The following is a 26290-nucleotide window of genomic DNA, read 5'->3' as shown; positions in this document are numbered from 1 at the left end:
CCACGTCGAGGGGGGAACCATGCAGAAGACCGCAGAGCGCGCCCGATCAGCTCAGTCAGCCCAATCAGTGCACTCAACGCAATCCGCCCATCCCATGCTCAAGCCAGCACTGCGCCGCAGTTGGCGCAATCGGGACACCGTTCAGTTCGGGGTGGCCCCGGCGCACGCGGTCACGGTGGGGCCGGTGGACACGGCGACGGGCAGCTTCCTGGGCCTGCTCGACGGCACGCGCGGGATGCCGCTCCTGCGGGAGGAGGCGAGAGCCGTGGGCCTGCCGGAGGGGCGGGCGGACGCCCTGGTGGAGCGGCTGTCCTCGGCCGGACTGCTCGACGACCCGCTCGGGGGCGGCGAGGGGGCGGCGGCCCTGCGGGAGACGGGGGCCGCACTGGAGCGGCTGCGGCCCGACCTGGCCTCGCTGTCCGTGCTGCACCCGGGGCCGGGCGAGGCGATGCGGCTGATGGGCGCGCGGCAGGCGATGCGGGTGCAGGTGCGGGGCGCCGGCCGGGTGGGTGCGGCCGTGGCGGCACTGCTGTCGGCCTCGGGCGTGGGGCAGGTCGATGTGATGGACGGCGGCTGTGTGGAGCCGTGGGACACGGGGCCGGGCGGGCTGGGTGCCCCACGGACCGGGGAGCGGCGGGAGACCGCGGCGCGGCGAGTCGTGCGGGAGGCGGCGCCCGAGCCGCGGCGGCGGTCCCGGCGGGGCGGTGAGCCGGAGCCGCCGCTGGCACTGGTGGTGTTCGCCCCGAGGGACGGGCTTGCCGCGTACGCACCCGATCCCGGCGCCGCGCAGGAGCTCGTCCTGTCCGGCACCGCGCACATGTACGCGGGCGTGCTGGAAGCCACCGGTCTGGTGGGGCCGTTGGTACTGCCCGGCGCGACGGCCTGTGCCGGCTGCATCGAGCTGGGGCGGGCCGGCCGCGACCCGGCCTGGCCGCGGATGCTCGCCCAGTGGCGGTCCGGCCGGGGCTCGGGGGTACCGTCGTGCGACATGGCACTGGCCACGGTTGTGGCGGGGCTGACCGTGGCGCGGGCGCTGGCCTTCCTCGACGGTGGGTCCCCGGCGAGCGCGGGGGTGCGGCTGGAGCTGGCGCTGCCGGGTCCCGCCTGGTCCCCGCGGCCCGTCGAGCCGCATCCGCGGTGCCCCTGCGGCGCGGCGCGCTCCCCGGAACCCGGGTGTGCCGCGGCCACGGGGTCACCGCACGGGACAATGAGCAGGTAACCGCCGTCCGCGGCGTGGCTGTTCAGCTCAGCTAGTTGGAGGGGCGAATGTCTGATCTACCCCGCAAGGCGGTCACGCGTACCGCCAAGTTGGCCGCGTTGCCACTGGGGTTCGCGGGGCGCACGGCCCTGGGGCTCGGCAAGCGCATCGGGGGGCGGCCGGCGGAGCTGATCGCGACGGAGCTGCAGCAGCGCACTGCGGAGCAGCTCTTCGCGACGCTCGGGCAGCTCAAGGGGGGTGCGATGAAGCTGGGTCAGGCGCTGTCGGTGTTCGAGTCGGCCCTTCCCGAGCAGATCGCCGGGCCCTACCGGGCCGCCCTGACCAAGCTTCAGGAAGCGGCCCCGCCGATGCCGGTGAAGACGGTGCACGCGGCGCTGGCGGAGCGGCTCGGCGAGGACTGGCGGGAGCTGTTCGAGGAGTTCGACGACCGTCCCGCGGCGGCCGCCTCGATCGGCCAGGTGCACCGGGCGGTCTGGCACGACGGCCGGAAGGTCGCGGTGAAGGTGCAGTACCCCGGCGCGGGCGAGGCCCTGCTCTCGGACCTGACCCAGCTGGGCCGGTTCGCGAGACTGCTGGGGCCGCTGGTGCCGGGCATGGACATCAAGCCCTTGATCTCGGAGTTGAAGGACCGGGTCTCCGAGGAGCTGGACTACGGCCTGGAGGCCCGGGCGCAGAGCACGCACGCCGAGGAGTTCGCGGGCGATCCGGATGTGATCGTCCCGCAGGTGGTGCACCAGAGCGATCAGGTGCTGGTCACCGAGTGGCTGGAGGGGCTGCCGCTGTCGGAGGTGATAGCGGACGGCACCCAGGAGCAGCGGGACCGGGCCGGGCAGTTGCTGGCGCGCTTCCTCTTCTCCGGTGCGGCGCGCACGGGCCTGCTGCACGCGGACCCGCATCCGGGCAATTTCCGGCTGCTGACCGGGGACGCCCCCGACGGCCCGCCGGAGAAGTGGCGGCTGGGCGTGCTGGACTTCGGCACGGTCGACCGGCTGCCGCAGGGCCTCCCGCCGGAGATCGGCACGGCGCTGCGGCTGACGCTGGACGGCGAGGCCGAGGCGGTCCACGAGCTGCTGCGGGACGAGGGGTTCGTCAAGCCGGAGATCGAGCTGGATCCGGGTGCCGTGCTCGACTATCTGCTGCCGATCATCGAGCCGGCGCAGGCGGCGGAGTTCACCTTCACCCGCGGCTGGATGCGCGCGCAGGCGACGCGGATCGCCGACCCCCGTTCCCCCGCGTACCAGCTGGCCCGGCAGCTCAACCTCCCGCCGGCGTATCTGCTGATACACCGCGTGACGATGAGCACGATCGGGGTGCTGTGCCAGCTGGGCGCGACCGTGCGGCTGCGGGACGAGATGGAGGCGTGGGTGCCCGGCTTCGCGGCGGCGGGGGGCGGCCCGGCCGCGGAGAGCAGGGAGACGCCGGCCTGAGGGGCCGGGCGCCCGGCCTCACCACCAGGACGAGTCGAGGCGGCCCTCGATCGATCTGATGTTGGCCCGGGCGCAGTCGTCGCAGAAGTAGCGGCGGCGGCCGTTCTCGAAGGAGCAGGTCCAGGTCGGCGGCGCACCGTCGGCGGGGGTGCCACAGCGAGCGCAGGCGATGGTCTCGTCGGTCTCGGTGGCCTCAGGGTCCAACTGCACTGATTCATGCGTCTTCTGGTCCACTCCCAGACGATATCCCCGTAGAGGTGCCGGGAGGGCACAACGCACCCGAACGCCCCGCGGGGCCGGTCCGTGCGGATCCGGCCCCGCGGGGGTGGGAGCAGGGGCGGGCGAGGCCCGCCCGGGGCGGCCGGGTCAGTTCATGACCGCCATGGCCAGGGCCCGGCGGGCGCGCATCGAGGCGCGCTCGGCGCGGCGCTGCATGCGCCGGGCGGCGGCCAGCCGGTTGGCCCTCCTCTCGGAGTCGGCCTCCCTCAGTCGCTCGTGCATATGGGCACGGGCCAGGGCTTCTGGGATGAGTTGCATTTCGAGGTTCCTGTTCTGGCGCGAGGCGGTCGCGCGGGCAGTGTCACGGAGGGGGAACTCGGGGCCGAACGGCTCGGCGGAGGGGCGGTGCATGGTCGGATCCTGCTTCTTGGGGTCGTGCGTGGTGGGGCGGTCGATGGTGCCGAAGACGCTCATGCGGCGACCGGGTTCTTGCGCGGACGGCCACGGGGGCGCTTGCGGGCCACCACGACGCCCTGGACGAAGAGCTCGCCGCCCCAGACGCCCCACGGCTCGCGGCGGTCCATGGCGCCGGCGAGGCAGGCCTCACGCAGCGGGCAGGTCCGGCAGAGCGACTTGGCGTACTCCACGTCCGCGGGGGACTCGGCGAAGAAGACCTCCGGGTCGTAGCTGCGGCAGGGGACGGGGGTGCCCAGGTTCTCGATCGCGTCGTCGAGGTCGGTCAGGGCGGTGAGGGGGGTCAAGGTGTCCTCCGTGGGGACGGGCGGGGGGATCAGGTCGGTCGCTACTGACGGGGTGTGCGCCTTGAGTTGCACGGTGTCTTTTTCCTCGTCTGTCTTCCGGCTCGTGGCCGGGCTGGTTCCCCTCGGTGAGGGGGCAAACAAAAGGGCCGCGGATCCCGGTGTGGGTTCCGCGGCCCTGGAAGGTGCCGACCTGATCATGCCGATCAGGCTGGATCTCTCCAGGGTTCGAGCCCACGGAAGGCCCACATCGTCTGGTGCTGGTGCTGCGTGCTGCCGGATCCGGCGCCGTTGGTCGTCGTCGCAAGGGCATAGGCCTGGGCCTGTGCCGTTGCTGCTGCCTCTACCGCGGACGCCTTGGTCGGTCGCTCATTGATCAGGGAGGTTTCGTTGATCAGGGCGGAGCCGTTGATCGGAGCGAAACCGGCGCCGGACAGACCGGTGCCCCGGAGAGAGACGAAGGAGAAGCCGAGCGGACGGGCGGCGATGACCTGGCGATCGGTCATTTTGTTGCTGGTCTTGAAGCTGATCATTGGTCTCGCCTCCTCTCGGCGTCTTCGGGGACCTGTCGGAACGGGTCCGGGCTTTTGAGTTCAGTACAGCTGGTTCAGTACAGCACGGATCCGACGGCTCCCGGAAGAGCCGTTGTCTCCGTGCTCGGAAGGCTATGGGTATGCCGTCCGCGTGCGCAAACTATTTTTCCGGAGATTCTCCGGATGCGTCGTGGGACGCATCTTCCGACGTCAGGTCGTGTCCTGCACACAGCGCGAGGACATCGGCGCCGAACGAGTCGAGCTTGCGTCCTCCCACCCCTGAGATGCGCGAGAGCTCCGCTTCGGTTCCCGGAACGGCCTCCGCGATCGCGAGGAGCGTCTTGTCGGTGAAGACGCAGTAGGCGGGCTGGCCCAGCCGGCCGGCCTGGTCCGCGCGCCAGTCGCGCAGCCGCTCGTAGAGCGCCTCGTCGAGCTCGGAGGGGCAGTCCTCGCAGCGCATGAGCTTGATCTCGCCCGCGTCGGTCAGGGTGCGGCCGCAGACGCGGCAGCGGGCGGAGCCCCGCTTCCGGCGGCGGTCGGGGCCGCGCTCGACGCCTCCCGGGCCGCCGCGGGAGGCGGTGCCGGGGCGGACGGCCGCGGAGCCCGGGCGCAGGCCGTTCAGGAAGCGGGTGGGCCGCCGGGAGGGCCGGCCGCCCGGCGTCCGGGAGAGCGCCCAGGAGAGGGAGAGGTGGCGGCGGGCCCGGGTGACCCCCACATAGAGGAGGCGGCGCTCCTCCTCGATCTGCTCGTCCGTCCTGGCGTATGTGATCGGCATCATGCCCTCGGCGAGGCCGACGAGGAACACGGCGTCCCACTCCAGGCCCTTGGCGGCGTGAAGTGAGGCGAGAGTCACACCCTCGACGGTGGGGGCGTGCTGGGCGCTCGCCCGCTCGTCGAGCTCGGCCACGAGATCGGCGAGGGTCGCCTCCGGTCTGGCCCGGACGAAGTCCTCGGCGAGGCGCACGAGGGCCGCGAGGGACTCCCAGCGGTCCCGGACCGCGCCGGAGCCGGCGGGCGGCTCGGGCGTCCAGCCGCGGGTGCCCAGGACGGCCCGCACCTGGGACGGGACGTCATCGGCGCCGTCGAGCTGGGAGTCGGAGCCGCCGGCGCGGGCGGCGCCGCGCAGCAGCAGCCCGGCCTCGCGCACCTCGGGCCGCTCGAAGAACCGCTCGGCGCCGCGCAGCTGGTAGGGCACCCCGGCGTCGGCGAGGGCCTGTTCGTAGACCTCGGACTGGGCGTTGATGCGGAAGAGGATCGCGATCTCGCTCGCGGGCACCCCGGAGTCGATGAGGTCCCGGACGCGGCGGGCGGTGCCCTCGGCCTCGGCGGGCTCGTCCGCGTACTCGCCGTAGACGGGCTCGGGGCCGGGGTCGCGCTGGGAGACCAGCGCCAGGCGGTGCTCCGCGGCGCGGCCGCGGGCCTGGGAGAGCAGGCCGTTGGCGAGGTGGACGACCTGGGGGGTCGAGCGGTAGTCCCGGACGAGCTTGACGACCGTGGCGTGGGGGTGGCGGATGCGGAAGTTCAGCAGGTGGTCGGGGGTGGCACCGGTGAACGAATAGATCGTCTGGCTGGCGTCGCCGACGACGCAGAGGCTGTCGCGGTCGCCGAGCCACAGCTCCAGGAGGCGCTGCTGGAGGGGGCTGACGTCCTGGTACTCGTCGACGACGAAGTGCTGGTACTGGCGGCGGACGGTCTCGGCGATGTCGTGCCGGTCCTGCAGGACGCCGACGGTCAGCAGCAGGACGTCCTCGAAGTCGATCACGCCGCGGTCGCGCTTGAGCTGCTCGTAGCCGGCGTAGATCCGGGCGGTCTCGGCGGGGTCGCGGGGGGCCTCGCGGCCGGCCTTGGCCCTGGCCGCCGGATAGTCCTCGGGGACGGTCTGGGTGACCTTCGCCCACTCGATCTCGCCGGTCACGTCGCGCAGCTCGGTGCGGTCGAGGCGGAGCTTGCAGCGGGCCGCGGCCTCCGCGACGATCTGGACCTTCCGCTCGGCCAGCCGCGGCAGCTCCCCGCCGACGGCCTTGGGCCAGAAGTACTGCAGCTGGCGCAGGGCGGCCGAGTGGAACGTGCGGGCCTGGACGCCGCCGGCGCCGAGCTGGCGGAGCCGGCCGCGCATCTCTCCCGCGGCGCGGTTGGTGAACGTGACGGCGAGCACGCTGGAGGGCTGGAGCACGCCGGAGCGGACGCCGTAGGCGATGCGGTGGGTGATCGCGCGGGTCTTGCCCGTGCCGGCGCCGGCCAGCACGCACACCGGGCCGCCGAGGGCGGTCGCCACCTCGCGCTGCTCGGGGTCGAGCCCGTCGAGCACCGCGTCCGGGGAGTCCGGAACCGGCGGGAAGAGGGTGGAGTGCGTTGCTGCTGTCACCCCGCCATGCTGCCAGGTCCGGCGGGGCGACCGGGAATGTCGTCCACAGGCGTGACCCGCTAGTCGTACGAATACGGGAATGGCCGTGGACAGGTGCACGTTCTACCACCGGAACAACACCGGGATCGGTACCCACGGCACGACCAGGGGGCGGACCGGACCACCACCGAGAGAAGGGCACGAGGTCGCATGTCGGGCACCGTGACGATGTACAGCACCACGTGGTGCGGCTACTGCCGCCGGCTGAAGAGCCAGCTGGACCGCGAGGGAATCACCTACAACGAGATCAACATCGAGCTCGACGCCGAGTCGGCGGCCTTCGTGGAGAAGGCGAACGACGGCAACCAGACGGTCCCGACGGTCCTGGTGAACCCGCTCAGCGGTGCGGCGCCGGTCACCATGACCAACCCGTCCCTGGCCCAGGTCAAGCAGGCCCTCGCGTCCTGACGCGCGCTCGCGGCGGGCACGCGAGCAGAAAGGCCCCGGTCCGCGGACCGGGGCCTTCGCCACGTCTTGCCCGGCAGGGCAGGCCTTCCAGCACCGTCTGCCCGTCAGAGCAGGCCATGCAGCACCGTCTGCCCGTCAGGGCTGGCCCTGCGGCAGCGGCTCGCCGTACCAGAGCTCCAGCAGCCGGGCGGCGATGGAGATGCCGGTCGGGGGCAGGACCTCGCCCGAGGCGAAGGCCTCCCGCAGCTCCTCCCGCGAGAACCAGCGCGCCTCGTGGATCTCCTCCCCGTCCACCTGGATGTCGCGGGAGACGGCCCGCGCCATGAAGCCCAGCATCAGGCTGGACGGGAACGGCCAGGGCTGGCTCGCGACGTACTCCACGTCCCCCACGACGACGCCGGCCTCCTCGGCGACCTCGCGCCGCACCGCCTGCTCCAGGGACTCCCCCGGCTCGACGAAGCCCGCGAGGGTGGAGAAGCGGCCCTCCGGCCAGTGCATCTGGCGGCCGAGCAGCGCGCGGTCGTCCTCGTCGGTGACGAGCATGATCACGGCCGGGTCGGTGCGCGGGTAGTGCTCGGCGCCGCAGGCCGGGCAGCGGCGGATGTGGCCGGCGGCGGCGACGACCGTGCGCTCGCCGCAGCGCGAGCAGAAGCGGTGCAGCCGCTGCCAGTTCTCCAGGGCGACCGCGTGGACCAGCAGCCCGGCGTCGCGCGGCGAGAGCAGCAGGCCCGCCTCGCGCAGCCCGGCGGGGCGCGCGGACTGGTCCATCCGCCCGGGCAGGGCGTCCTTCTGCAGCGCGAAGTAGGCGATGCCGTCCGCGTCCTGGCCGAGGAAGTAGCGGTGGGTCTCGGTGACGGGCGCCTCGAAGGCCGGCGTCATGACGAGCTCGGTGCGGCCGTCGGGGGTGTCGTCGATCAGCGCCTGCCCGCCGGAGACCACGAAGACTCTCGTGGAGGGGTGGCTCCAGGCCGCGGCGAGCCACGCCTCGTCCAGGCGGTGGTGGGCGGCGCGGTCGATGCCGCTCACGCCGGTGAGGGTGATCGGCCGTCCGGCCGTGCGATCGGTCCAGGTGGTCACTGCTGCTTCCAACTCCCCCTACGAATCCCTGCGATTGGTCGTCTGTGCGGTGCGCGGGCTAGCCGGCGCTCCCTCCCCCGGGCGCCGTCGCGGAGGCGCCCGCTTCCGCGAGGTCGCTCCACAGGTGGGCGGCGGTCTCGACGCCCTTCATCAGGAGGTCGAGCTCGACCTTCTCGTTCGGGGCGTGCCAGCCGTCCGAGGGCACCGAGATGCCCAGGAAGAGCACCGGGACGCCGAGCACGTCCTGCAGGTCGGCGGCGGGGCCGGAGCCGCCCTCGCGGGTGAAGCGGACCTTCTTGCCGAAGGCGCGCTCCATGGCCCGTACGACCGACTTCAGGTACGGGTGGTCCAGGGGGGTCAGGCAGGGGCGGGTGGCGCCCCAGAAGGTGAGCTCGTGGCGGATGCCGTCCGGCAGGGTGTCGGCGACCCACTGGCGCACGGCCTGCTGGACGCGGCCGGTGTCCTGGCCCGCCACGAGCCGGAAGGACAGCTTCAGCTGGGCGGTGGAGGGGACGATGGTCTTGCCGCCGGGGCCCTGGTAGCCGCCGCCGATGCCGTTGACCTCGGCGGTGGGGCGGGCCCAGATGCGCTCCAGGGTGCTGTAGCCGGCCTCGCCCCGGGAGGCGTACGAGTGGGAGGCGCGCAGCCAGTGCTGCTCGTCGAAGGGCAGCTCGGCGAAGAGCTCGCGCTCGCGGTCGGTGAGCTCGACGACGCCGTCGTAGAAGCCGGGGATCGCGACGCGGAGGTCCTCGTCGTGGAGGGCGGCGGCGAGCCGGGCGGCCTCCATGGCGGGGTTGGGCACCGCGCCGCCGAAGGAGCCGGAGTGGATGTCCTGGTCGGGGCCGTAAAGGTCGATCTGGCAGTCGGCGAGGCCACGCATGCCGGTGCAGACCGTGGGGGTGTCCTCGGACCACATGCCGGTGTCCGAGACGATCACCGTGTCGCAGGCGAGGCGGTCGGCGCGGGCGCGGACGAGGCCGGCGAAGTGCTCCGAGCCGGACTCCTCCTCGCCCTCGATGAGCAGCTTGAGGTTGACCGCGGGCGCCGTGCGGCCGGTGGCGGCGAGGTGGGCGCGGACGCCGAGGGTGTGGAAGAACACCTGGCCCTTGTCGTCGGCGGCGCCGCGGGCGTACAGCCTGCCGTCCTTGACGACGGGCTCGAAGGGCTCGGTGTGCCAGCCGTCCTCGCGGGCGGCGGGCTGGACGTCGTGGTGCCCGTAGACCAGGACGGTCGGGGCGCCCTCGTCGCCCGAGGGCCACTCGGCGAACACCGCCGGGGCGCCGTCGGTCTCCCAGACCTCCGCGGTCGGGAAGCCCGTCTCGCTGAGCTTCGCGGCCAGCCATTCGGCGCTGCGGCGCACGTCCCCGGCGCGGCCGGGGTCGGCCGAGACGGAGGGGATGCGGAGCCACTCGACGAGGTCGTCGAGGAACGCGGCGCGGTGGCCTTCGATAAACGCGCGGACGGCGCTGTCCGGAGTCTCGCTCATGACATCGAGCCTATCCGGACACGCATCGTGACCATGACCGGCCCGGCGTCCGCCCTGGTCACACCTGCTCCCCCAGGAGGAGCCGTTCGAGGCCGGCGCGGTCGGGGAGGCCGGGCGGGCGGACGGTCTCGCCGTCGCGCACGTACACGAACGCGGCCGTCACGGAGGACAGCGGCAGGCCGTGCTGCTCGGCCCAGGCCACGCGGTAGATCGCGAGCTGCAGGGGGTCGGCGTCGTGGGCGCGGCCGGTCTTCCAGTCGACGATCTCGTACGTGTCGCCCTCGGGGCCGCGCTCGCGGTAGACCGCGTCGATGCGGCCGCGGACGACGCGGCCCGCGAGGGTGAGCTGGACGGGCACCTCGATCCGGTGGGGGACGCGGTGGGCGTACGGGGTGCGCTCGAAGGCCTCCTTGAGGGCGGCGAGGTCCTGCTCGTCGGCGATCTCGGGGCCGGGGCCGTCGTCGTCCGCGCCGCCGGGCAGCTCGTCGGGGCCGAGCAGCGGCAGGGGCAGCGGCTCGAAGCGGGACTCGATCCAGGCGTGGAAGCGGGTGCCGCGGCGGGCCGCGGGCTGGGGCGGGCGCGGCATGGGCCGGGCGAGCTCGCGCGCGAACCCTTCGGGGTCGCCGGCGAGCCTGACCAGCTGCCACGCGCTGAGCGCGGCGGGCAGGGGGACGTCGCGCTCGCGCGCACGCGCCCGGCGGAGCTCGCCCGCCAGGGCGTCGAGGTCACGGTCCCAGGAGGCGGCGAGCCTGGCCTCTTCGGGCAGGAGCGGGGACGCCGCGGGCGCCGGCTCCCGTGTCGCGGAGGGCTCCCCGGAGGGGAACTCCTCCGGGTGCGGAGCCGGGTGGGGCAGGCCGCCCACAGGCCCGGGGCGTGCGGGGGCGTGGTCGACCCGCACGGGCACAAGGTCGCCGGCCTCGCGGCGGGGGCCGGGCAGCGACGGGGTGCGGTGAGGCCCGGCACCGCCGGGCTCCCCGGTGGTGGCGCGCCGCTGCGGCGGAGCGGGGTGCCCCGGTCCCGCCCCTTCACCGTTTCCCGGGGCTCCGTCCCGGCCCGTGAGCGGGGCAGGCATGCCCGGGGGACGGCGGTCGGCGCCCGCGTCCGGCTCCGGGCGGGCCGTCGGCAGGGCGTCCCACTCGTCGGGGCCGAGGTGCTCGTCCTCGTACGCCTCGAACGCGTCGTACTCCTCGTCCTCCGGCGGAGGCGGCCAGTCGGGATCGTCGGCGGGGCCGGGCTCCGCGGCCTCCGCCGGCACGGCGTCCAGCCGGGCCAGGTGCGCGTTCACCGCGTCCGCCGCGGCGCGGCGGCGGGCGAGGGAGTCCGGGTCCAGGGGCAGGGGCCAGGAGCGGTCGGTGGCGGCCTCCTCCAGGGCGGGGTTCTCGGCGCCCTCCTCGGGAGCCTCGGCCCAGGCCTCGATCTCGCCGTGGCCGGCCTCGCAGTGCGCGCGGAGGGCGTCGAGGAAGGCGGACGGCCCACGGGGCTTCTTCTGGCTGGGACCCCACCAGTGGCCGGAGCCGAGGAGGAGGGAGCGGGGCCGGGTGAAGGTGACGTAGCCGAGCCGGAGTTCCTCGATGCGCTGGTGTTCCTTCATGGCGGCCTTGAAGGCGGCCATGCCCTTGCTGTCCCACGCCTCCACGTCGGGCAGGGTGTCGGCGTCGCCGCGCAGGGCGTGCGGGAGGACCTTGGCCTGGGCGGTCCAGGAGTCGCGGGACTGCTCGCTGGGGAACGACCGGTCGACGAGGCCGGGGACGGCGACGACGTCCCACTCCAGGCCCTTGGACTTGTGCGCCGTGAGGATCTTGACGGTGTCCTCCCCTCCGGGGAGGGAGCTGTCGAGGCCCTTCTCGTACTGCGCGGCGGTGCGCAGGAAGCCGAGGAAGGAGAGCACGGTGGTCTCGCCGTCGAGGGCGGCGAAGCCCGCGGCGATGTCCAGGAAGTGGGAGAGGGTCTCGCGGCGGCGGGCGGCCAGGGCGTGCGGCGAGGCGGACAGCTCGACCTCCAGGCCGGTGACGGCGAGGACGCGGTGGAGGACGTCCATGAGGGGGTCGGCCAGGGAGCGCCGCAGGTCGCGCAGTTCGGCGGCGAGGCGGGCGAAGCGGACGCGGGCCTCGGCGGAGAAGGGCAGGCCGTCATCGGGGGTGCCGGAGGCGTCGGCGGCGAGGAAGGTGTCGAGGGCGTCGGCGAGGGAGACCGTCTCGGCCGGGTCGACGCCTTCGACGGCTTCGGCGAGGCGCCGCCCGGGGTCGTCGCCGGCGCTGCCGTAGGGGACGAGGGTGCGGGCGCGGCGGCCGAGGAGGGCGAGGTCGCGGGCGCCGATGCGCCAGCGGGGCCCGATCAGCAGCCGGACGAGGGAGGCGTTGGCGGCGGGGTCCTGGAGGACCTCGCAGACGGCGACGAGGTCGGCGATCTCCGGCAGGTGCAGCAGCCCGGACAGGCCGACGACCTCGACGGGGATGTCGCGCCGCACGAGGGCGCCCTGGATCTGCGCGAAGTCGGCGGCGGTGCGGCACAGGACGGCGATGTCGCCGGGGCGGGTGCCGGTGCGCACGAGGTGGGCGAGGGAGTCGGCGAGCCAGTCGAGCTCCTCGGCGTGGGTGGGCAGCAGGGCGCAGCGCACCACGCCGTCCCGCTCGGCGCCGGGGGCGGGGCGCAGGGCCTCGACGCCTTCGTGGCGCTCGCGGAGCTCGGCGGCGAGGCCGTTGGCGAGGTCGAGGAGGCGGCCGCCGCTGCGCCGGTTCTCGCTGAGGGCGAAGCGCCGGGCGGGGCTTCCGTCGGCGAAGGGGAAGTGCTCGGGGAAGTCGTCCAGGTTGGCGACGGAGGCGCCGCGCCAGCCGTAGATGGCCTGGCAGGGGTCGCCGACGGCGGTGACGGCGTGGCCGGTGCCGCCGCCGAAGAGGCCGGAGAGCAGGAGGCGCTGGGCGACGGAGGTGTCCTGGTACTCGTCGAGGAGGACGACGGCGAACTGCTCGCGCAGGATCCGGCCCACTTCGGGGCGGGTGCGGGCGAGCTCGGCGGAGAGGGCGATCTGATCGCCGAAGTCCAGGAGGTCGCGCTTGCGCTTCTCCTCGCGGTAGGCGCCGGTGAGCTCCAGCAGTTCGAGGCGGGCGCGGGCGGTCTCGGGGACCTTGCGCAGATCGGCGTTGGTGAGCCGGGCGCCTTCCAGCGCGGCGAGCAGCTCGCGGTCGTGGGCGCGGAGCCGCGCGGCCGGCACGAGGTGCTCGGAGAGCTCGCCGTCGAGGGCCAGGAGGTCGGCGACGAGGTCGCCGAAGGAGCGGGTGAGGGCGGGGTACGGGCCCGGCGAGGTGCGCAGGACGCGGGCGGCGAGCTGGAAGCGGGTGGCGTCGGCGAGGAGGCGGGCGCCGGGCTCCAGGCCGATGCGCAGGCCGTGCTCCTTCAGGAGCCGTCCGGCGAAGGCGTGGTACGTGGAGATCAGCGGCTCGCCCGGGGCCTGTCCGGGGTCGGCGGCCGAGGGCTCGGGGTCAGTGACGCCGGCGGCGACGAGCGCCTTGCGGACGCGCTCGGACAGCTCGCCCGCGGCCTTGTTGGTGAACGTGAGGCCGAGGACCTGCTCGGGGGCGACCTGCCCGGTCCCGACCAGCCAGACCACGCGCGCGGCCATCACCGTGGTCTTGCCGGAGCCGGCGCCGGCCACGATGACCTGCGGGGCGGGCGGCGCGGTGATGCAGGCCGTCTGCTCCGGGGTGAAGGGGATGCCGAGGAGCTCCTTGAGCTGCTCGGGGTCGGTCAGGCGCGGGGTCACGGCACACCACGCTAACGGCCGCCACTGACAGCCCCGCATCGCCGCAGGTCAGAGGGGTTCCGTGACGGCCGGGCTACTCGACGACCTGCCGGCCCTCGGGGCGGGCGGTGCAGGAGGCGCGGAAGGAGCAGTGCGAGCAGTGCTGGCCGGGGCGGGGCGCGAACCGCTCCTCCAGGACGCGGCCCGCGGCCTCGGCGAGCAGCCCGCCGATCCACTCGCCCTCGCCCAGCGGCTCCTGGGCCTGCACCTTCGGCACGGAGTCGCCGCCGTCCTTCTTCGCCGCGCCCTGGCGCAGCTGGACGAGCTCGGCGCCCCCGGGCCGCGGCCGGGCGCCCTCGAAGGCGTCGTCGACGGCGCCGTGCTCGACGGCGAGCTGGTAGACGGCGAGCTGGGGGTGGCGCTCGACCTCCTTGGCGGAGACGGTGCCCTTGCCGGTCTTGAAGTCGACGACGTAGGCGCGGCCGTGCTCGTCCGCCTCGACGCGGTCCATGGAGCCGCGGATGCGGACCAGGTAGTCCTCGGCCTTCAGGGTGACGTCGAAGGGGTGCTCGGTCGCGACGGGGGCCCGGCCGCCGCGCTCCATCACGTGCCAGCGCAGGAAGCGCTCCAGGGCCGCGCGGGCGTTCTCCTTCTCCTGCGCGGACTTCCAGGGGGCGTCGAAGGCGAGCGCGTCCCACACGGAGTCGAGCCGTTCCATGAGCACGGCGAGGTCGGCGGGGGTCCGGCCGGAGGCGACCTCGTCGGCGAGGACGTGCACCACGTTGCCGAACCCCTGGGCGGCGGTGGCGGGCGCGTCGGCCTTCACCTCGCGTCCCAGGTACCACTGCAGGGAGCAGGTGCCCAGCTGGCCGAGGGCCGAGCCGGACAGGGCCACGGGGCGCGTGCGGTCGCGCAGCGGCACCTCGCTGTGCGTCGGCTCGTGCAGGCCCCACCAGCGGTACGGGTGTGCCGCCGGGACGAGCGGCTGGCCCTCGTCGTCGCGCAGGGCCGCGAGCCGGGCGAGGCGCTGCGCGGCGGCGGCGCGCAGGGCGTCCGAGGCGGCAGGGTCGACGGTGGTGGCGCGCAGCTCCGCCACGAGCGCGGAGACGGCCAGGGGGCGCCGGGGGCGCTGGCTGACGTCGACGGGCTCGGCGCCCAGCTCGGCCAGGAACCGGGAGGGCTGGTCGCCGTCCTCGGCGGCCGCCTTGACCGCGGTGACGACCACGCGCTCGCGCGCACGCGTGGCCGCCACGTAGAACAGGCGGCGCTCCTCGGCGAGCAGCGCGCCGGGGCTGAGCGGCTCGGCGAGGCCGTCGCGGCCGATCCGGTCGGCCTCCAGGAGCGAGCCGCGGCGCCGTAGGTCGGGCCAGAGGCCCTCCTGGACGCCCGCGACGACCACGAGCCGCCATTCGAGGCCCTTGGAGCGGTGGGCGGTCATCAGGCGCACGGCGTCGGGGCGGACGGCCCTGCGGGTGAGGGTGTCGGCGGCGATGTCCTGCGCTTCGAGCTCGTCGAGGAAGTTCAGGGCACCGCGGCCGCCGGTGCGTTCCTCGGCGCGGGCGGCGGTCTCGAAGAGGGCGCAGATCGCGTCCAGGTCGCGGTCGGCGTTGCGGCCGGCGGCGCCGCCGCGGTGGGCGGTGCGCTCCAGGCGGGTGGGCCAGGGGGTGCCGTCCCAGAGGGCCCAGAGGGCCTCTTCGGCGGTGCCGCCGGCCGCGAGGAGCTCGCGCGCCTCGCGCAGGAGGGCGCCGAGGCGCTGGGCGCCGCGGGCGTAGGCGGGGTCGTGGACGGCCAGCCGTTCGGGCTGCGCCAGGGCTTCGGCGATGAGGGTGTCGGAGGGGCGCGGTACGGCTTCGCCCGCGGCGCGCTCCTCGTCTCTGAGGGCCCGGCCGAGGCGGCGGAGGTCTGCGGCGTCCATGCCGCCGAGGGGGGAGGTGAGGAGGGTGAGCGCGGTCTCGGGGGCGATGCGGGGCGCCTGCGGCGCGGCGTCTTCGCCCGCCCGCCCGCCCATGGCTGTTGAAGCGGCAGGCACCCCGGCAGAGGCCCCCGTGCCGACCGGAGCCGGAGCGGCGGACGCCCCGGAGGACGCCGCAGGCTCCGCCGCGTCCTCCGCCACCACCCTCAGCGCCGTCAGCAGCGGGGCGACCGCCGGTTCCTGGCGCAGGGGGATGTCGTCCCCGTCGACCTCCACGGGGACGCCCGCCGACGTCAGGGCGCGGCGCAGCGACGGTATGGAGCGGGCGCCGGCGCGGACGAGGACGGCCATCTCGTGCCAGGGGACGCCGTCCTCCAGGTGGGCGCGGCGCAGGATGTCGGCGATGTTGTCGGTCTCGGCGCCCGCGGTGGGGTACGTGTACGCCTCCACGCTGCCGCCCTCGCGCACGGCGGCGAGGTCCCGGTGCGCGCGGACGGCGTCCGCGGGGAGGCGGGTGAGGGGCATCCGGCGGGTGAGCAGCCGGGTGGCTTCGAGCAGCCGCGCGGCGGAGCGGCGCGAGGTGGTGAGGACCTCGACGGGCGCGGGCGAGCCGTCCCGGCGCGGGAAGGCGTGCGGGAATTCGAGGATGCCGTTGATGTCGGCGCCCCGGAAGGCGTAGATCGACTGGTCGGGGTCGCCGAAGGCGACGAGGGTGCGGCCGTCGCCGGCGAGGGCCCGCAGGAGCCGCACCTGGGAGGCGTCGGTGTCCTGGTACTCGTCGACGAAGACGGCGTCGTAGCGGCCGGCCGGCTCGGCGGCGGTGTCCTGCCGTTCGGCGAGGAGGACCGCGCGGTGGACGAGTTCGGCGTAGTCGAGCACGCCGCGCATGTCGAGCAGGTCCAGGTACTCGGCGAGGAAGGACGCGGCGGCCGCCCAGTCGGGCCGGCCGGTGCGGCCGGCGAAGTCGCCGAGGGCGCCGGGGCCGAGCCCGAGCTCGCGGCTGCGGGCGAGGACGGCGCGCACTTCGTCGGCGAAGCCGCGGGTGGTCAGGCAGGCGCGCAGTTCGTCGGGCCAGCGCACGCGGGCGCGGCCGGTGCGCTCCAGGTCGGCCTGGCCGGCCAGCAGCTCGCGCACGACGGCGTCCTGCTCGGGGCCGGACAGCAGCCGCAGCGGGTCGATGAACAGGTCGGCGTCCTGGTGGGCGCGGACCAGGGCGTAGCAGTACGAGTGGAAGGTCGTGGCCCGGGGCGCGCCGGCTCCGGCGCCGAGCCGGGCGGCCATCCGGTCGCGGAGCTCGACGGCGGCCTTGCGGCTGAAGGTGAGGACGAGGATCCGCTCGGGCGGGGTGCCCCGGCGCACCCGCTCCGCGACGGCCTCGACCAGCGTGGTGGTCTTCCCCGTGCCCGGCCCCGCGAGGACGAGCAGGGGACCGCCGGCGTGCTCAACCACGGCGCGCTGGCGCGCGTCCAGCTCAGGAAGGGCCGTGGGGCCCGGCCGGGTGCGCACGAGGCGGTAGGCGCCCGGGGAGGGCTGCCGTGCCTGCGGGCGCTGCGGCCGGGTCGAGCCGGAAGGCGGGGAGGAGCTCACGTGGGTTGCCGGTCCTGGTGGGAGTGCGGGGAGTCGTGCGGCCGTACGGGCGCGGGGGCCGGGGAGTGACGGCGGTTCCCGACGCTACGCCAGGCGGCGTCCGGGGCGCAGGGCGTCCCGGGAGTCGGCGCACGGCTTCCACGGTCTCACCCGTTCGGGTGAGACCGGTCCCGCACCGGTCACACAGTGGCCGGGGGAAACCGTCAGGTGTGCGGAGTCACACTCCCGGCGTCGCGGCCGTCCCAGCGGGCGCGGGCCATGGCGAGCCGGGGCACGTGTCCCTCGGCCGCGCGCCCGGCCTCGCGCAGCGGCGTGCCCTCGTCGCGGTAGTGGGCGAGGGCCCGCAGCTCGCTGCCGGGCAGCAGGACGCCGTCCGCGCGGACGACCCGCCACCAGGGCACGGCGCCGCCGTAGAGCGCCATGACGCGCCCGACCTGCCGCGGCCCGCCCTCACCCAGCCACTCGGCGACGTCCCCGTAGGTCATCACCCGGCCGGGTGGGATCCGCTCGGCGACCTCCAGCACCCGCTCCGCGTACTCGGGGAGCTCATCGTCCTCGCTCATCCGGTCCATGGTGCCGTACCCCGCCGACAGCACAAGCCCCCGGTGACTCAGAGTGCACATCCGCAGCACAGGGCGTACGATCCGGAGTCCGCGCCCCCGAATTGCACCCTGATGCCCCCTCGCCCGGTGGGGCCATGCCACCATCTTCCGGGCGGTGACAGGTGATACGAGACCAAGAAGAAGAGAAGGACCGGCAGCAGGGCGCGGGGCCTCCTGAAAAGGACCGCGCTCCCCGAGCGCTGCCCGCGTCCGGGGAGCCCGGCTACGACTGCGCGGACGGCGAGGCGCACATCGACCGGGTCTCCGGCGACGAGCCCCTGCTGCCCGCCCGCGTGCACCGCCCGGCCGACCTGGTGCGGCTCTTCCTCGGCATCGTCGGCATCGCCCTCGTCCTGGCCCTCGCGGCCTTCGCCCACGGCACCACCACGGGCCTCGAACAGGACATCAAGGAGAGCACGGGGCGCGCCCCGCAGCTGCTGGCGAGCTTCGCGGGCCTCGCGGCCAACATCGCCATCTTCATCGTCCCCGTGGCCTTCGCCGTCGAGCGGCTGATCAAACGGGACGGGCTGCGCATCGCCGACGGCGTGCTGGCCGCCGTGCTCGCGCACGGCGTGTCCCTGGCCACCGACCTGTGGGTCGCCCGGTCGGCGCCCGGCTCGATCCGGGACGCCCTCACCCAGCCCGCCCCCACGGGCGGCCTCACAGACCCCGTGCACGGCTATCTGGCGCCGGTCATCGCCTACATGACGGCCGTGGGCATGTCCCACCGCCCCCGCTGGCGCGTCGCCATGTGGGCGGTCCTCCTCCTGGACGCCTTCGCCGTCCTGGTCAACGGCTACACCACGCCGTTCTCGATCGTCACCACCGTCCTGATCGGCTGGACGGTCGCCTACGGCACGCTGTACGCCGTCGGCTCCCCCAACGTCCGCCCCACGGGCCGTCACCTGCTGACGGGCCTGCGCCGCGTCGGCTTCAAGCCGGTCACCGCGCTGCGCACCGAGGACGGCGCCGACGACACCGAGCCGCACGAGCGGGGCCGCCGCTACATCGTCACCCTGGAGGACGGTCCGCCCCTGGACGTCACGGTCGTCGACCGCGAGCAACAGGCGCAGGGCTTCTTCTACCGCGTCTGGCAGCGGCTGGCCCTGCGGGGCATCACCCAGCGCCGCAGCCTGCAGTCCCTGCGCCAGGCCCTGGAGCAGGAGGCGCTGCTGGCCTACGCGGCCATCGCGGCCGGCGCCAACGCCCCCAAGCTGATCGCCACCTCCGAGCTGGGCCCGGACGCCGTGATGCTCGTCTACGAGCACATCGGCGGCCGTCCCCTGGGCCAGGTGCCCGCCGAGGAGATCACCGACGAGCTGATGGCGGGCGCGTGGCGCCAGGTGCAGGCCCTGCAGTCGCGGCGCATCGCGCACCGCAGGCTCGACGGGGACGCCCTGCTGGTGGATCGTTCCGGCAATGTGGTCCTGACCGACCTGCGCGGCGGCGAGATCGCGGCCGGCGACGTGGTCCTGCGCATGGACGTGGCACAGCTCCTCGTCACGCTCGGCCTGCGGGTCGGCGCCGAGCGCGCCGTGGCCACCGGCGTGGCCGTGCTCGGCCCCGACGCCATCGCCGACAGCCTCCCGCTCCTGCAGCCCATCGCCCTGACCCGCGTCAGCCGCGCGACCCTGCGCCAGCTCGCCCGCGAGCGGGCCCAGCGCGAGCGCGAGAAGGTCCTGGAGGCGGCGGAGGCCGCCAAGGAGGCCGTCAGCGACCGCAAGACGCTCAAGGCGGAACGGCAGGCCGAGAAGCGCGCCTTGGACGAGGCTCTGGAGGAGGCCCGCGAAGAGGACCTGCTGGCCCAGATCCGCCGCCAGGTCCTGCTCATCCGGCCCCAGGCCCCGATAGAGCCCGTCCGTCTGGAGCGCATCAGGCTGCGCACCCTCCTCAGCTTCGTCGCGGGCGCCTTCGCCGCGTACTTCCTGCTGTCGCAGCTGACCCACGTGCAGTTCGGCGACCTCGTCGACAAGGCGAACTGGGCGTGGGTGGCGGTCGCGGTGGCCTTCCAGGCGCTGACGTACGTCGCCGCCGCGATGAGCCTGCTGGGCTTCGTGCCCGAGAAGGTGGGCTTCGGCCGCACGGTGCTGGCCCAGGTGGCCGGCTCGTTCGTCAAGCTCGTGGCTCCCGCGGCGGTCGGCGGCGTGGCCCTGAACACCCGCTTCCTGCAGCGCTCGGGCGTCCGCCCGGGCCTCGCGGTGGCGAGCGTGGGCGCGTCCCAGCTGTTCAGCCTGGCGTGCCACATCCTGCTGCTGCTCTCCTTCGGCTACGTCACCGGCACGGAGCGCAGCTCGTCGCTCGGCCCCTCCCGCACGGTCATCGGCGGCCTGCTGACGGCCGCCGTGCTGGTGCTCGTCGTGGCGGCGATCCCCGTCCTGCGGAAGTTCGTGTCGACCCGCCTCCGGTCGCTCTTCGCGGGCGTGATCCCGCGCATGCTGGACGTCATGCAGCGCCCGCAGAAGCTGGTCTCGGGCATCGGCGGCATGCTGCTGCTGACGGCGGCGAACGTCATGTGCCTGGACGCGGCGATCCGCGCGTTCGGGGGCGAGCTGAGCTACGCGAGCATCGCGGTGGTGTTCCTGACCGCGAACGCGCTGGGGTCGGCGGCGCCGACGCCGGGCGGCGTGGGCGCGGTGGAACTGGCCCTGACGGCGGCGCTGACGGTGGCCGGGCTCCCCGCGGAACAGGGCACGCCGGCGGTGCTGCTCTTCCGCCTCATGACGCTGTGGCTGCCGGTGCTGCCGGGGTGGCTGTCGTTCACGCACCTGACCCGCAAGGGAGCGATCTAAGCCCGAGCCGGGTGAGGCATCTACCAGCCTCGTCCCCAAAGAAGCCTTGCACATGCGAGCTGCACCCCCTTAACGTGCCGCATATGCGTTCCTACACCATCGGCCGGGCTGCCAAGCTGCTCGGAGTCAGCGCCGACACCGTCCGGCGGTGGGCCGACGCGGGCCGGATGCCGACGCGCCGCGACGAAGCGGGGAAGCGGCACATCGACGGGGCCGACCTGGCCGCGTTCTCGGTGTCCCTCGCGGCGGAGGCGGCCGACGGCGAGGACGCGTACACCAGTGCCCGCAACGCCTTCCCCGGCATCATCACCGCGGTCAAGCTCGGCGACGTGGCAGCCCAGGTCGAGATCCAGGCCGGCCCGCACCGGCTGGTCTCCCTCCTGACGCGCGAGGCCGTCGAGGAGCTCGGCCTGGCGGTCGGGATGGAAGCGGTGGCCCGGGTGAAGGCGACGAACGTGCACATCGACCGCACCTGACCACGGAGAACCGATGCACATTCGCCGCTCCCTGCCGTTCCTCGCCGGCGCCCTGCTCGTCCCGCTCCTCGCGGCCTGCGGCGGCGAGGGCAAGTCCGACGCCAAGGAACCCACCAACCTCACCGTCCTGGCGGCGGCGTCCCTGACCGACGTCTTCAAGCAGGCGGGCGCTGCCTACGAGAAGGAGCACCCGGGCACCAAGGTCACGTTCTCCTTCGCGGGCTCCCAGGAACTGGCGGCGCAGGTGCGCCAGGGCGCACCGGCGGACGCTCTGGTCACGGCGGACACGAAGACGATGCAGGACCTCGAGAAGGACACGGGCTCCCCCACCGTCATCGCGAAGAACCGGCTGACGATCGCCACGGCGAAGGACAACCCCAAGAGCGTCAAGTCCCTCTCGGACCTCTCCCGCGATGACCTCAAGGTCGTCCTGGCGGCACCCGAGGTCCCGGTGGGCCGCTACAGCAAGAAGGTCCTGGACCAGCAGCACGTCACGGTGAAGCCGGTCTCCCAGGAGCCCAACGTGCGGGCGGTGCTGAGCAAGGTGAGCATGGGCGAGGCGGACGCGGGAATCGTCTACGTGACGGACGCCACCACGGCCAAGGGCAAGGTCGCCACCACGGCGATCCCCGACGACCAGAACGCGGTGGCGTCGTACCCCGCAGCGACCCTCAAGAGCTCCAAGCACACCACCGAGGCGGCGGACTTCGTGAAGTGGCTCAGCACGGACGAAGCCCAGAAGCTCCTCCGCACCGCAGGCTTCCAGCAGCCGTGAGGAGAACGCCGCTGACGCTGGCGCTGCCCGCAACAGCGGCAGTGGCGTTCCTGTTCCTGCCCCTGGTGGGCATCCTGGCCCGCACGCCGTGGAGCACGCTCCCGGCACGCCTGACCTCGCACGAGGCGACAGAGGCCCTGGGACTGTCCCTGCTGGTCTCGGCCTGGGCCCTGGCGATCTCGCTCCTCCTGGGCGTCCCCCTGGCCTGGCTCCTGGCCAGGGTGGACTTCCCGGGTAAATCGCTCGTCCGCTGCCTGGTGATGCTGCCGATGGTGCTGCCGCCCACGGTCGCGGGCGTGGCACTGCTCCAGGGCTACGGCCGCAGGGGCGTCCTGGGCCCGCCCCTGGAGTCACTGGGCATCACGCTCCCCTTCTCCACAGCGGGCGCAGTCGTAGCGTCATCCTTCGTGGCAATGCCCTTCCTGGTGATCAGCCTGGAAGGAGCGCTGGCAGGCCTGCACCCGCGCTACGAAGAAACCGCAACGTCCCTGGGAGCAACCCCCCTCCGCGTGTTCCGCACGATCACGCTCCCGATGGTGGCACCGGGCCTGGTCGCAGGGGCGGCCCTCACATGGGCCAGGGCGCTGGGCGAATTCGGCGCGACGATCACCTTCGCGGGAAACCTCCCGGGCGAAACCCAAACCCTCCCCCTCCAGGTCTACCTCCTCCTTCAGGACGACCCGGAGGGCGCCACAGCGGTGTCCCTGCTGTTGCTCCTGATCGCCACGGCGGTGTTGCTCGCCCTCAGGGGCCACTGGCTGCAGACGCGGACGGCCGAGGGGCGGGGCCGGGGTGGTCCGGGGCCGGTAAGGGGCGTAAAGCGTGATTTGCGGAAGCGTTCGGGGCACCCGGAACGACGAACGGGGACCGTAAATCATGCAGCCCCGGAGGCCCTGGACCACCCCCGGCCCCCCCCCCCCCCCCCCCCCCCCCCCCCCCCCCGCCCCCACCCCGCACCCCCTGCGCACCACGGTCACGGGCGCAACAACCACCACCCTCACCGCACAGCCCGGCACCACCATCGCCGTAGTAGGCCCGAACGGCGCGGGCAAAACAACCCTGCTCCGAGCCCTCCTGGGCCTGACGGACCGCGCCACGACAACAACCCTGACGCTCGGCGACAAGGACGTGGCGGCAAGCCCCCCGCACCAGCGCCACATCTCCTGGGTCCCCCAGGACACCGCCCTGTTCCCCCACCTCACGGCCGTAGCCAACACCGCCTACGGCCTCCGCTCCCAGGGCATCCCCAAGAAGGAAGCCCACCACCAGGCCCACCACTGGCTGGCCCGCCTGGACGTAGGCGATCTGGCCCACCGCAAGCCCGGCAGCCTCAGCGGCGGCCAGGCCCAGCGCGTGGCCCTCGCCAGAGCCCTGGCGGCCCGCCCCCGCCTGCTCCTCCTGGACGAGCCCCTGGCCGCCCTCGACCAGTCGACCCGCTCCGCGGTCCGGCACACCCTCCGCACCCACCTGGCGGACTTCCCCGGCGTCTGCCTGATCGTCACGCACGATCCCGTGGAGGCGGTCTCCCTGGCGGATCACGTCCTCGTGCTGGAGGACGGCGCGACCGTCCAGTACGCGACGCCCGCCGAGCTGACCCGCCACCCCCGTTCCCCGTGGGTGGCCCGCATGCTGGGCCGGAACGCGTGGCCGGGCAAGTCCACGGCAGAGGGAACCCTGCTCTTGGACGACGGCGCGAGCCTGGTCACGGCCGACGCCCGCCGCGGAGGCGACCCGCACGAGGCACCGGCAGGCCTGGCCGTGGTGGGCCCGGAAGCGGTCTCACTCCACACCGTGCCCCCCACCGCAGGAAGCCCCCGCAACGTCTGGCAGGGAACGATCCGTGAGATCACCGCGCACGGCGGCCGCCTGCGGGTCCTCGTGTCGGGTGAGCCGGACGTCGTCGCGGAGATCACTCCGGCCGCCGCGGCGGAGCTGAAGCTGTCGGAGGGCACACCGGTGTGGGTGAGCGTCAAGGCCACGGAGATCACTTTCGTCCCCCTGTAGGGGGTTAACCACAAACTCCCCGAGTAACCCGTACGCCCCATCCCGCGCGCACCTCAACCGCCCCGCCCGGACGATGAACGAGTGATCAGATCCGCACGGGCAGGAGGCATGCTCGCCGCCGCACTCCTGGCGGTCACGGCGACGGGATGCACGGCGGGCAAGAGCAGCAATACGCAAAGACAGACGCAGAACACCCGCACCGCCCCCTCCACCGCCCCCTCCCGGAACGCGGACGCCGCCCGCCAGACACTCTCCTGGAAGGCCTGCCCGCCTCCCACCCCCGCGGAGGGCGGGTCCTCCGGCCGGGCCCCGGGCCCCGACTGGGAGTGCGCAACGCTCCACGCGCCCCTCGACTACGCGAAGCCCAGGAGCAACACCAACAGCATCGACATCGCCCTGATCCGGGCCAGGGCCACGGACCAGGCCCACCGCATCGGCTCGCTCGTCTTCAACTTCGGCGGCCCCGGCGGCTCCGGCATCACCACGCTCCCGGCCTTCGCCGACGACTACAAGAAGCTCCGCACCCGCTATGACCTGGTCAGCTTCGACCCGCGGGGCGTGGGCCGCAGCAGTGGCGTCACCTGCCTGGACGACAGGCAACTCGATGCGTACTACGCCGCGGACGCCACCCCGGCCACTCCGGCCCGGGAGAAGGCCCTGGTGGAGCGGGTGGCCGCCTACGCCGCCGGCTGCGAGCGCAACTCCGGCAAGGTCCTCCCCCACGTGGGCACGGAGAACGCAGCCCGCGACATGGACCTGATGCGCGAGGTCCTGGGCGACGCCGAGCTGCACTACTTCGGCGTGTCGTACGGGACGGAACTCGGCGGCGTCTACGCCCACTTGTTCCCGGACAAAGTCGGCCGCGCACTTTTCGACGGCGTCGTGGACCCGTCCGCGGACCCCGTGCAGAGCGCCCTCGCCCAGGCCCAGGGCTTCGAGCTGGCCCTCACCAACTACATGGGGGCCTGCGCGAAGACCTCGGACAACTGCCCGACGGAACCCCAGATCCGTGCGCTCCTCCAGCGCCTGGGGGACAAGCCGATCCCCGGTGCGGCGGGCCGTGACCTGACCCGTTCCCTCGCGACGAGCGGCATCGCGCAGTCCCTCTACTCGAAGGACTTCTGGGACTACCTGACCGAGGGCATCGAGGACGCCGAGAACGGCGACGGCCGGCTCCTGCTCTCCCTCGGCGACGCCATGAACGGCCGCGGCCAGGACGGCCACTACAGCACCCTCCAGGCCTCCCTCAACGCCATCACCTGCGCGGACTTCGCGCAGCGCTACACCGCGGCCGAGATCGAGCAGCGCGTGCCGGAGTTCCGCAAGGCCTCCCCCGTCTTCGGGGACTTCATGGCCTGGAGCCTCACCCAGTGCACGGGGTGGCCGGTGAAGGGCGGGTGGCAGACGCCGGACGTGAGCGCGAAGGGCTCGGCGCCGATCCTCGTCGTCGGCAACACCGGCGACCCCGCCACCCCTTACGGGGGAGCGAAGCACATGGCGCAGGAGCTGGGGCCGGGCGTCGCCGTCGAGCTGACCTACCGGGGCGAAGGGCACGGCGCTTACGACAGCGGCAATGCATGTGTCAAGGGGGCGGTCGACGCCTACCTGCTGGACGGTACGGTGCCGGAACCAGACAAGATCTGCTCATAGCACACATAGCACATATCACTGGTGACGGGCACGAGACGCGATCAACCGGGTCGAATGTCAGTGGCTCGCACTACGATCGCCCGCACAGCAGTTCCGCGGACGTGAACGGAGTTCGGGGGGACGAAGTGCCGCACAGGACACCACGCACAACACCGGATGCAACACACCCGCACACCACCGGCGATCAGCCCGACCACCGCAGGGTCAGGGCCCTCACCGGCGCCCTGGCCATCGCCGCCCTGGTGGCCGCCCTCGTCGCGCTCTGGCAGACGCAGTCCACGCCGCTCGGCGGGCGCGCGTACTGCTGGGGCGCCTGGCCCGAGGACGAGGCACCGTTCCGCCGCGGTGATCGCGACCGCGTCGCCGACGAGGTCCCGCCCGGCCCCGGCCGCCCCACCGGCCAGTGCTCGCTCCGCTGGCACGGAGGTCAGGGCTCCGGCGCGTACGAGCAGCGGCTGGACCTCCACCTGGGCACGGGCCCCCGGGAAGCGGGTGAACGCCGTTCGTGGCTGGGCGAGTTATTCGGCGGTGGCGACATCCCGCTCCCCGACGGCCTACCGGGCTTCACCGCGGCCGCCTCCGGCACGGGCGCCATCGTGCTGCCGGAGAGCTGCGACGTGGACGGCCACCCGTCCGTGGTGATGCTCAAGAGCACCAAGGCGCTCCCGCCCGCCACCGCAGGGGAGTTGCTGGTCCGGGCGGCCAACAAGGCCACGAGGGCCACGAGTTGCACGACGCTCCCCCCGCTCCGCCTGAGCCGCCGGCCGTCCCCCTCCACCGCCGGCCACGAGAGCTGCGCCATTGCAGGCCTGCCCAACGCACGCGGCACCGGTACCAGCACCGGATCCCTCAAGAACAGCGACTTCCACAGCTGCGCCATAACAGGCACAGGCGCAGGCACAGCCGCAGCCGCCGGACCCGCCCCCTGGGCCGCCCGCTTCACCACCACCGCCATGCCCCGCCTGGTCGCCCTCTTCGACGGCCTCACCGGCGACCGTCCTCCCGCCCCCGGCTGGCGGGCGCACGGCAGCATCGACGCGGCGGGTGCCCTGGTCCGGGCGGATTGCGGTGGCAGGCCCACCGTCTTCGCCATGCGCAGCGGCCCGGCCCGCACCCACACCCGGCTGGACGACCCGCGCGAGGTCTTCCCGCTCTACGTGGACGCGGTGGCCGCTCATATGGGTTGTGCGCCCCTGCGCGCCGGGTGACGCCTCCGCGCGGCGGC

The 26290-nt window shown here is 74.0% G+C and carries 18 protein-coding genes and 1 pseudogene; 9 read left to right on the top strand and 10 right to left on the bottom strand.

Going from position 1 to position 26290, the window contains the following annotated elements; translation table 11 throughout:
• Positions 1-94: 94 nt before the first annotated feature.
• A complete protein-coding gene (locus ACOTKD_RS18400; protein ID WP_424890049.1) occupies positions 95-1219 on the top strand; it encodes a ThiF family adenylyltransferase in 1125 nt (374 codons plus the stop codon).
• 47 nt (positions 1220-1266) lie between these two features.
• A complete protein-coding gene (locus tag ACOTKD_RS18395) occupies positions 1267-2646 on the top strand; it encodes an ABC1 kinase family protein (RefSeq protein ID WP_424890048.1) in 1380 nt (459 codons plus the stop codon).
• Positions 2647-2664: 18 nt separating this feature from the next.
• On the opposite strand, the gene ACOTKD_RS18390 is transcribed toward ACOTKD_RS18395, so the two are convergent.
• The 5 genes from ACOTKD_RS18390 to ACOTKD_RS18370 all read right to left on the bottom strand — a co-directional run bounded on the left by ACOTKD_RS18390 (position 2665) and on the right by ACOTKD_RS18370 (position 6521).
• Positions 2665-2880: a hypothetical protein gene (locus ACOTKD_RS18390; RefSeq protein ID WP_424890047.1), complete on the bottom strand. Its 216-nt coding sequence runs from the start codon at positions 2878-2880 to the stop codon at positions 2665-2667.
• 132 nt (positions 2881-3012) lie between these two features.
• The gene (locus tag ACOTKD_RS18385; protein WP_424890046.1) at positions 3013-3339 is read right to left on the bottom strand and encodes a hypothetical protein; all 327 of its coding nucleotides are present in this window, start codon (positions 3337-3339) and stop codon (positions 3013-3015) included.
• The gene (locus tag ACOTKD_RS18380; protein WP_030366211.1) at positions 3336-3698 is read right to left on the bottom strand and encodes a WhiB family transcriptional regulator; all 363 of its coding nucleotides are present in this window, start codon (positions 3696-3698) and stop codon (positions 3336-3338) included. The genes ACOTKD_RS18385 and ACOTKD_RS18380 overlap by 4 nt, the downstream gene beginning before the upstream one ends.
• 131 nt (positions 3699-3829) lie before the next feature.
• Complete coding sequence (locus ACOTKD_RS18375) at positions 3830-4156, bottom strand: hypothetical protein (RefSeq protein WP_424890045.1); 327 nt, start codon at positions 4154-4156, stop codon at positions 3830-3832.
• A gap of 160 nt (positions 4157-4316) precedes the next feature.
• Positions 4317-6521: an ATP-dependent DNA helicase UvrD2 gene (locus ACOTKD_RS18370; RefSeq protein WP_424890044.1), complete on the bottom strand. Its 2205-nt coding sequence runs from the start codon at positions 6519-6521 to the stop codon at positions 4317-4319.
• Between the two features lie 189 nt (positions 6522-6710).
• Between ACOTKD_RS18370 and ACOTKD_RS18365 the strand changes: the two genes are divergently transcribed.
• The gene (locus ACOTKD_RS18365; protein ID WP_424890043.1) at positions 6711-6968 is read left to right on the top strand and encodes a glutaredoxin domain-containing protein; all 258 of its coding nucleotides are present in this window, start codon (positions 6711-6713) and stop codon (positions 6966-6968) included.
• 135 nt (positions 6969-7103) lie between these two features.
• Here the strand turns inward: ACOTKD_RS18365 and nudC are convergent, their stop codons facing one another.
• The 5 genes from nudC to ACOTKD_RS18340 form a co-directional block, all read right to left on the bottom strand.
• Positions 7104-8045 (bottom strand): NAD(+) diphosphatase, encoded by a 942-nt coding sequence (gene nudC, locus ACOTKD_RS18360; RefSeq protein WP_424890042.1) that lies wholly within the window; start codon positions 8043-8045, stop codon positions 7104-7106.
• Positions 8046-8103: 58 nt separating this feature from the next.
• Positions 8104-9531, bottom strand: coding sequence for a dipeptidase (locus ACOTKD_RS18355; RefSeq protein ID WP_424890041.1), 1428 nt, complete (start codon positions 9529-9531; stop codon positions 8104-8106).
• Positions 9532-9589: 58 nt separating this feature from the next.
• Positions 9590-13291, bottom strand: coding sequence for a UvrD-helicase domain-containing protein (locus ACOTKD_RS18350; protein ID WP_424890040.1), 3702 nt, complete (start codon positions 13289-13291; stop codon positions 9590-9592).
• A 73-nt stretch (positions 13292-13364) separates the two neighbouring features.
• Positions 13365-16769 (bottom strand): ATP-dependent helicase, encoded by a 3405-nt coding sequence (locus ACOTKD_RS18345; RefSeq protein ID WP_424890039.1) that lies wholly within the window; start codon positions 16767-16769, stop codon positions 13365-13367.
• A 203-nt stretch (positions 16770-16972) separates the two neighbouring features.
• Positions 16973-17332 (bottom strand): MGMT family protein, encoded by a 360-nt coding sequence (locus ACOTKD_RS18340; protein ID WP_424890038.1) that lies wholly within the window; start codon positions 17330-17332, stop codon positions 16973-16975.
• Between the two features lie 239 nt (positions 17333-17571).
• Between ACOTKD_RS18340 and ACOTKD_RS18335 the strand changes: the two genes are divergently transcribed.
• The 6 genes and pseudogenes from ACOTKD_RS18335 to ACOTKD_RS18310 all read left to right on the top strand — a co-directional run bounded on the left by ACOTKD_RS18335 (position 17572) and on the right by ACOTKD_RS18310 (position 26273).
• Positions 17572-20160, top strand: coding sequence for a lysylphosphatidylglycerol synthase transmembrane domain-containing protein (locus ACOTKD_RS18335; protein WP_424890182.1), 2589 nt, complete (start codon positions 17572-17574; stop codon positions 20158-20160).
• An 83-nt stretch (positions 20161-20243) separates the two neighbouring features.
• The gene (locus ACOTKD_RS18330; RefSeq protein WP_424890037.1) at positions 20244-20636 is read left to right on the top strand and encodes a TOBE domain-containing protein; all 393 of its coding nucleotides are present in this window, start codon (positions 20244-20246) and stop codon (positions 20634-20636) included.
• A 13-nt stretch (positions 20637-20649) separates the two neighbouring features.
• Positions 20650-21411: a molybdate ABC transporter substrate-binding protein gene (gene modA / locus ACOTKD_RS18325; protein WP_424890036.1), complete on the top strand. Its 762-nt coding sequence runs from the start codon at positions 20650-20652 to the stop codon at positions 21409-21411.
• Positions 21408-23415: pseudogene (locus tag ACOTKD_RS18320) on the top strand (ABC transporter permease). Before modA ends, ACOTKD_RS18320 begins: the two are co-directional and overlap by 4 nt.
• 108 nt (positions 23416-23523) lie before the next feature.
• The gene (locus ACOTKD_RS18315) at positions 23524-25065 is read left to right on the top strand and encodes an alpha/beta hydrolase (protein ID WP_424890035.1); all 1542 of its coding nucleotides are present in this window, start codon (positions 23524-23526) and stop codon (positions 25063-25065) included.
• Positions 25066-25166: 101 nt separating this feature from the next.
• Positions 25167-26273 carry a hypothetical protein gene (locus tag ACOTKD_RS18310; RefSeq protein WP_424890034.1) on the top strand — a complete coding sequence of 369 codons (1107 nt, stop codon included), beginning with the start codon at positions 25167-25169 and terminating at the stop codon, positions 26271-26273.
• Positions 26274-26290 lie beyond the last annotated feature (17 nt).

The sequence above is a fragment of the Streptomyces sp. XH2 genome (assembly GCF_049725035.1).
In the GTDB taxonomy this organism is placed as follows: Bacteria; Actinomycetota; Actinomycetes; order Streptomycetales; family Streptomycetaceae; genus Streptomyces; species Streptomyces roseoverticillatus.
This window is presented reverse-complemented; position numbering and strand designations above follow the sequence as displayed.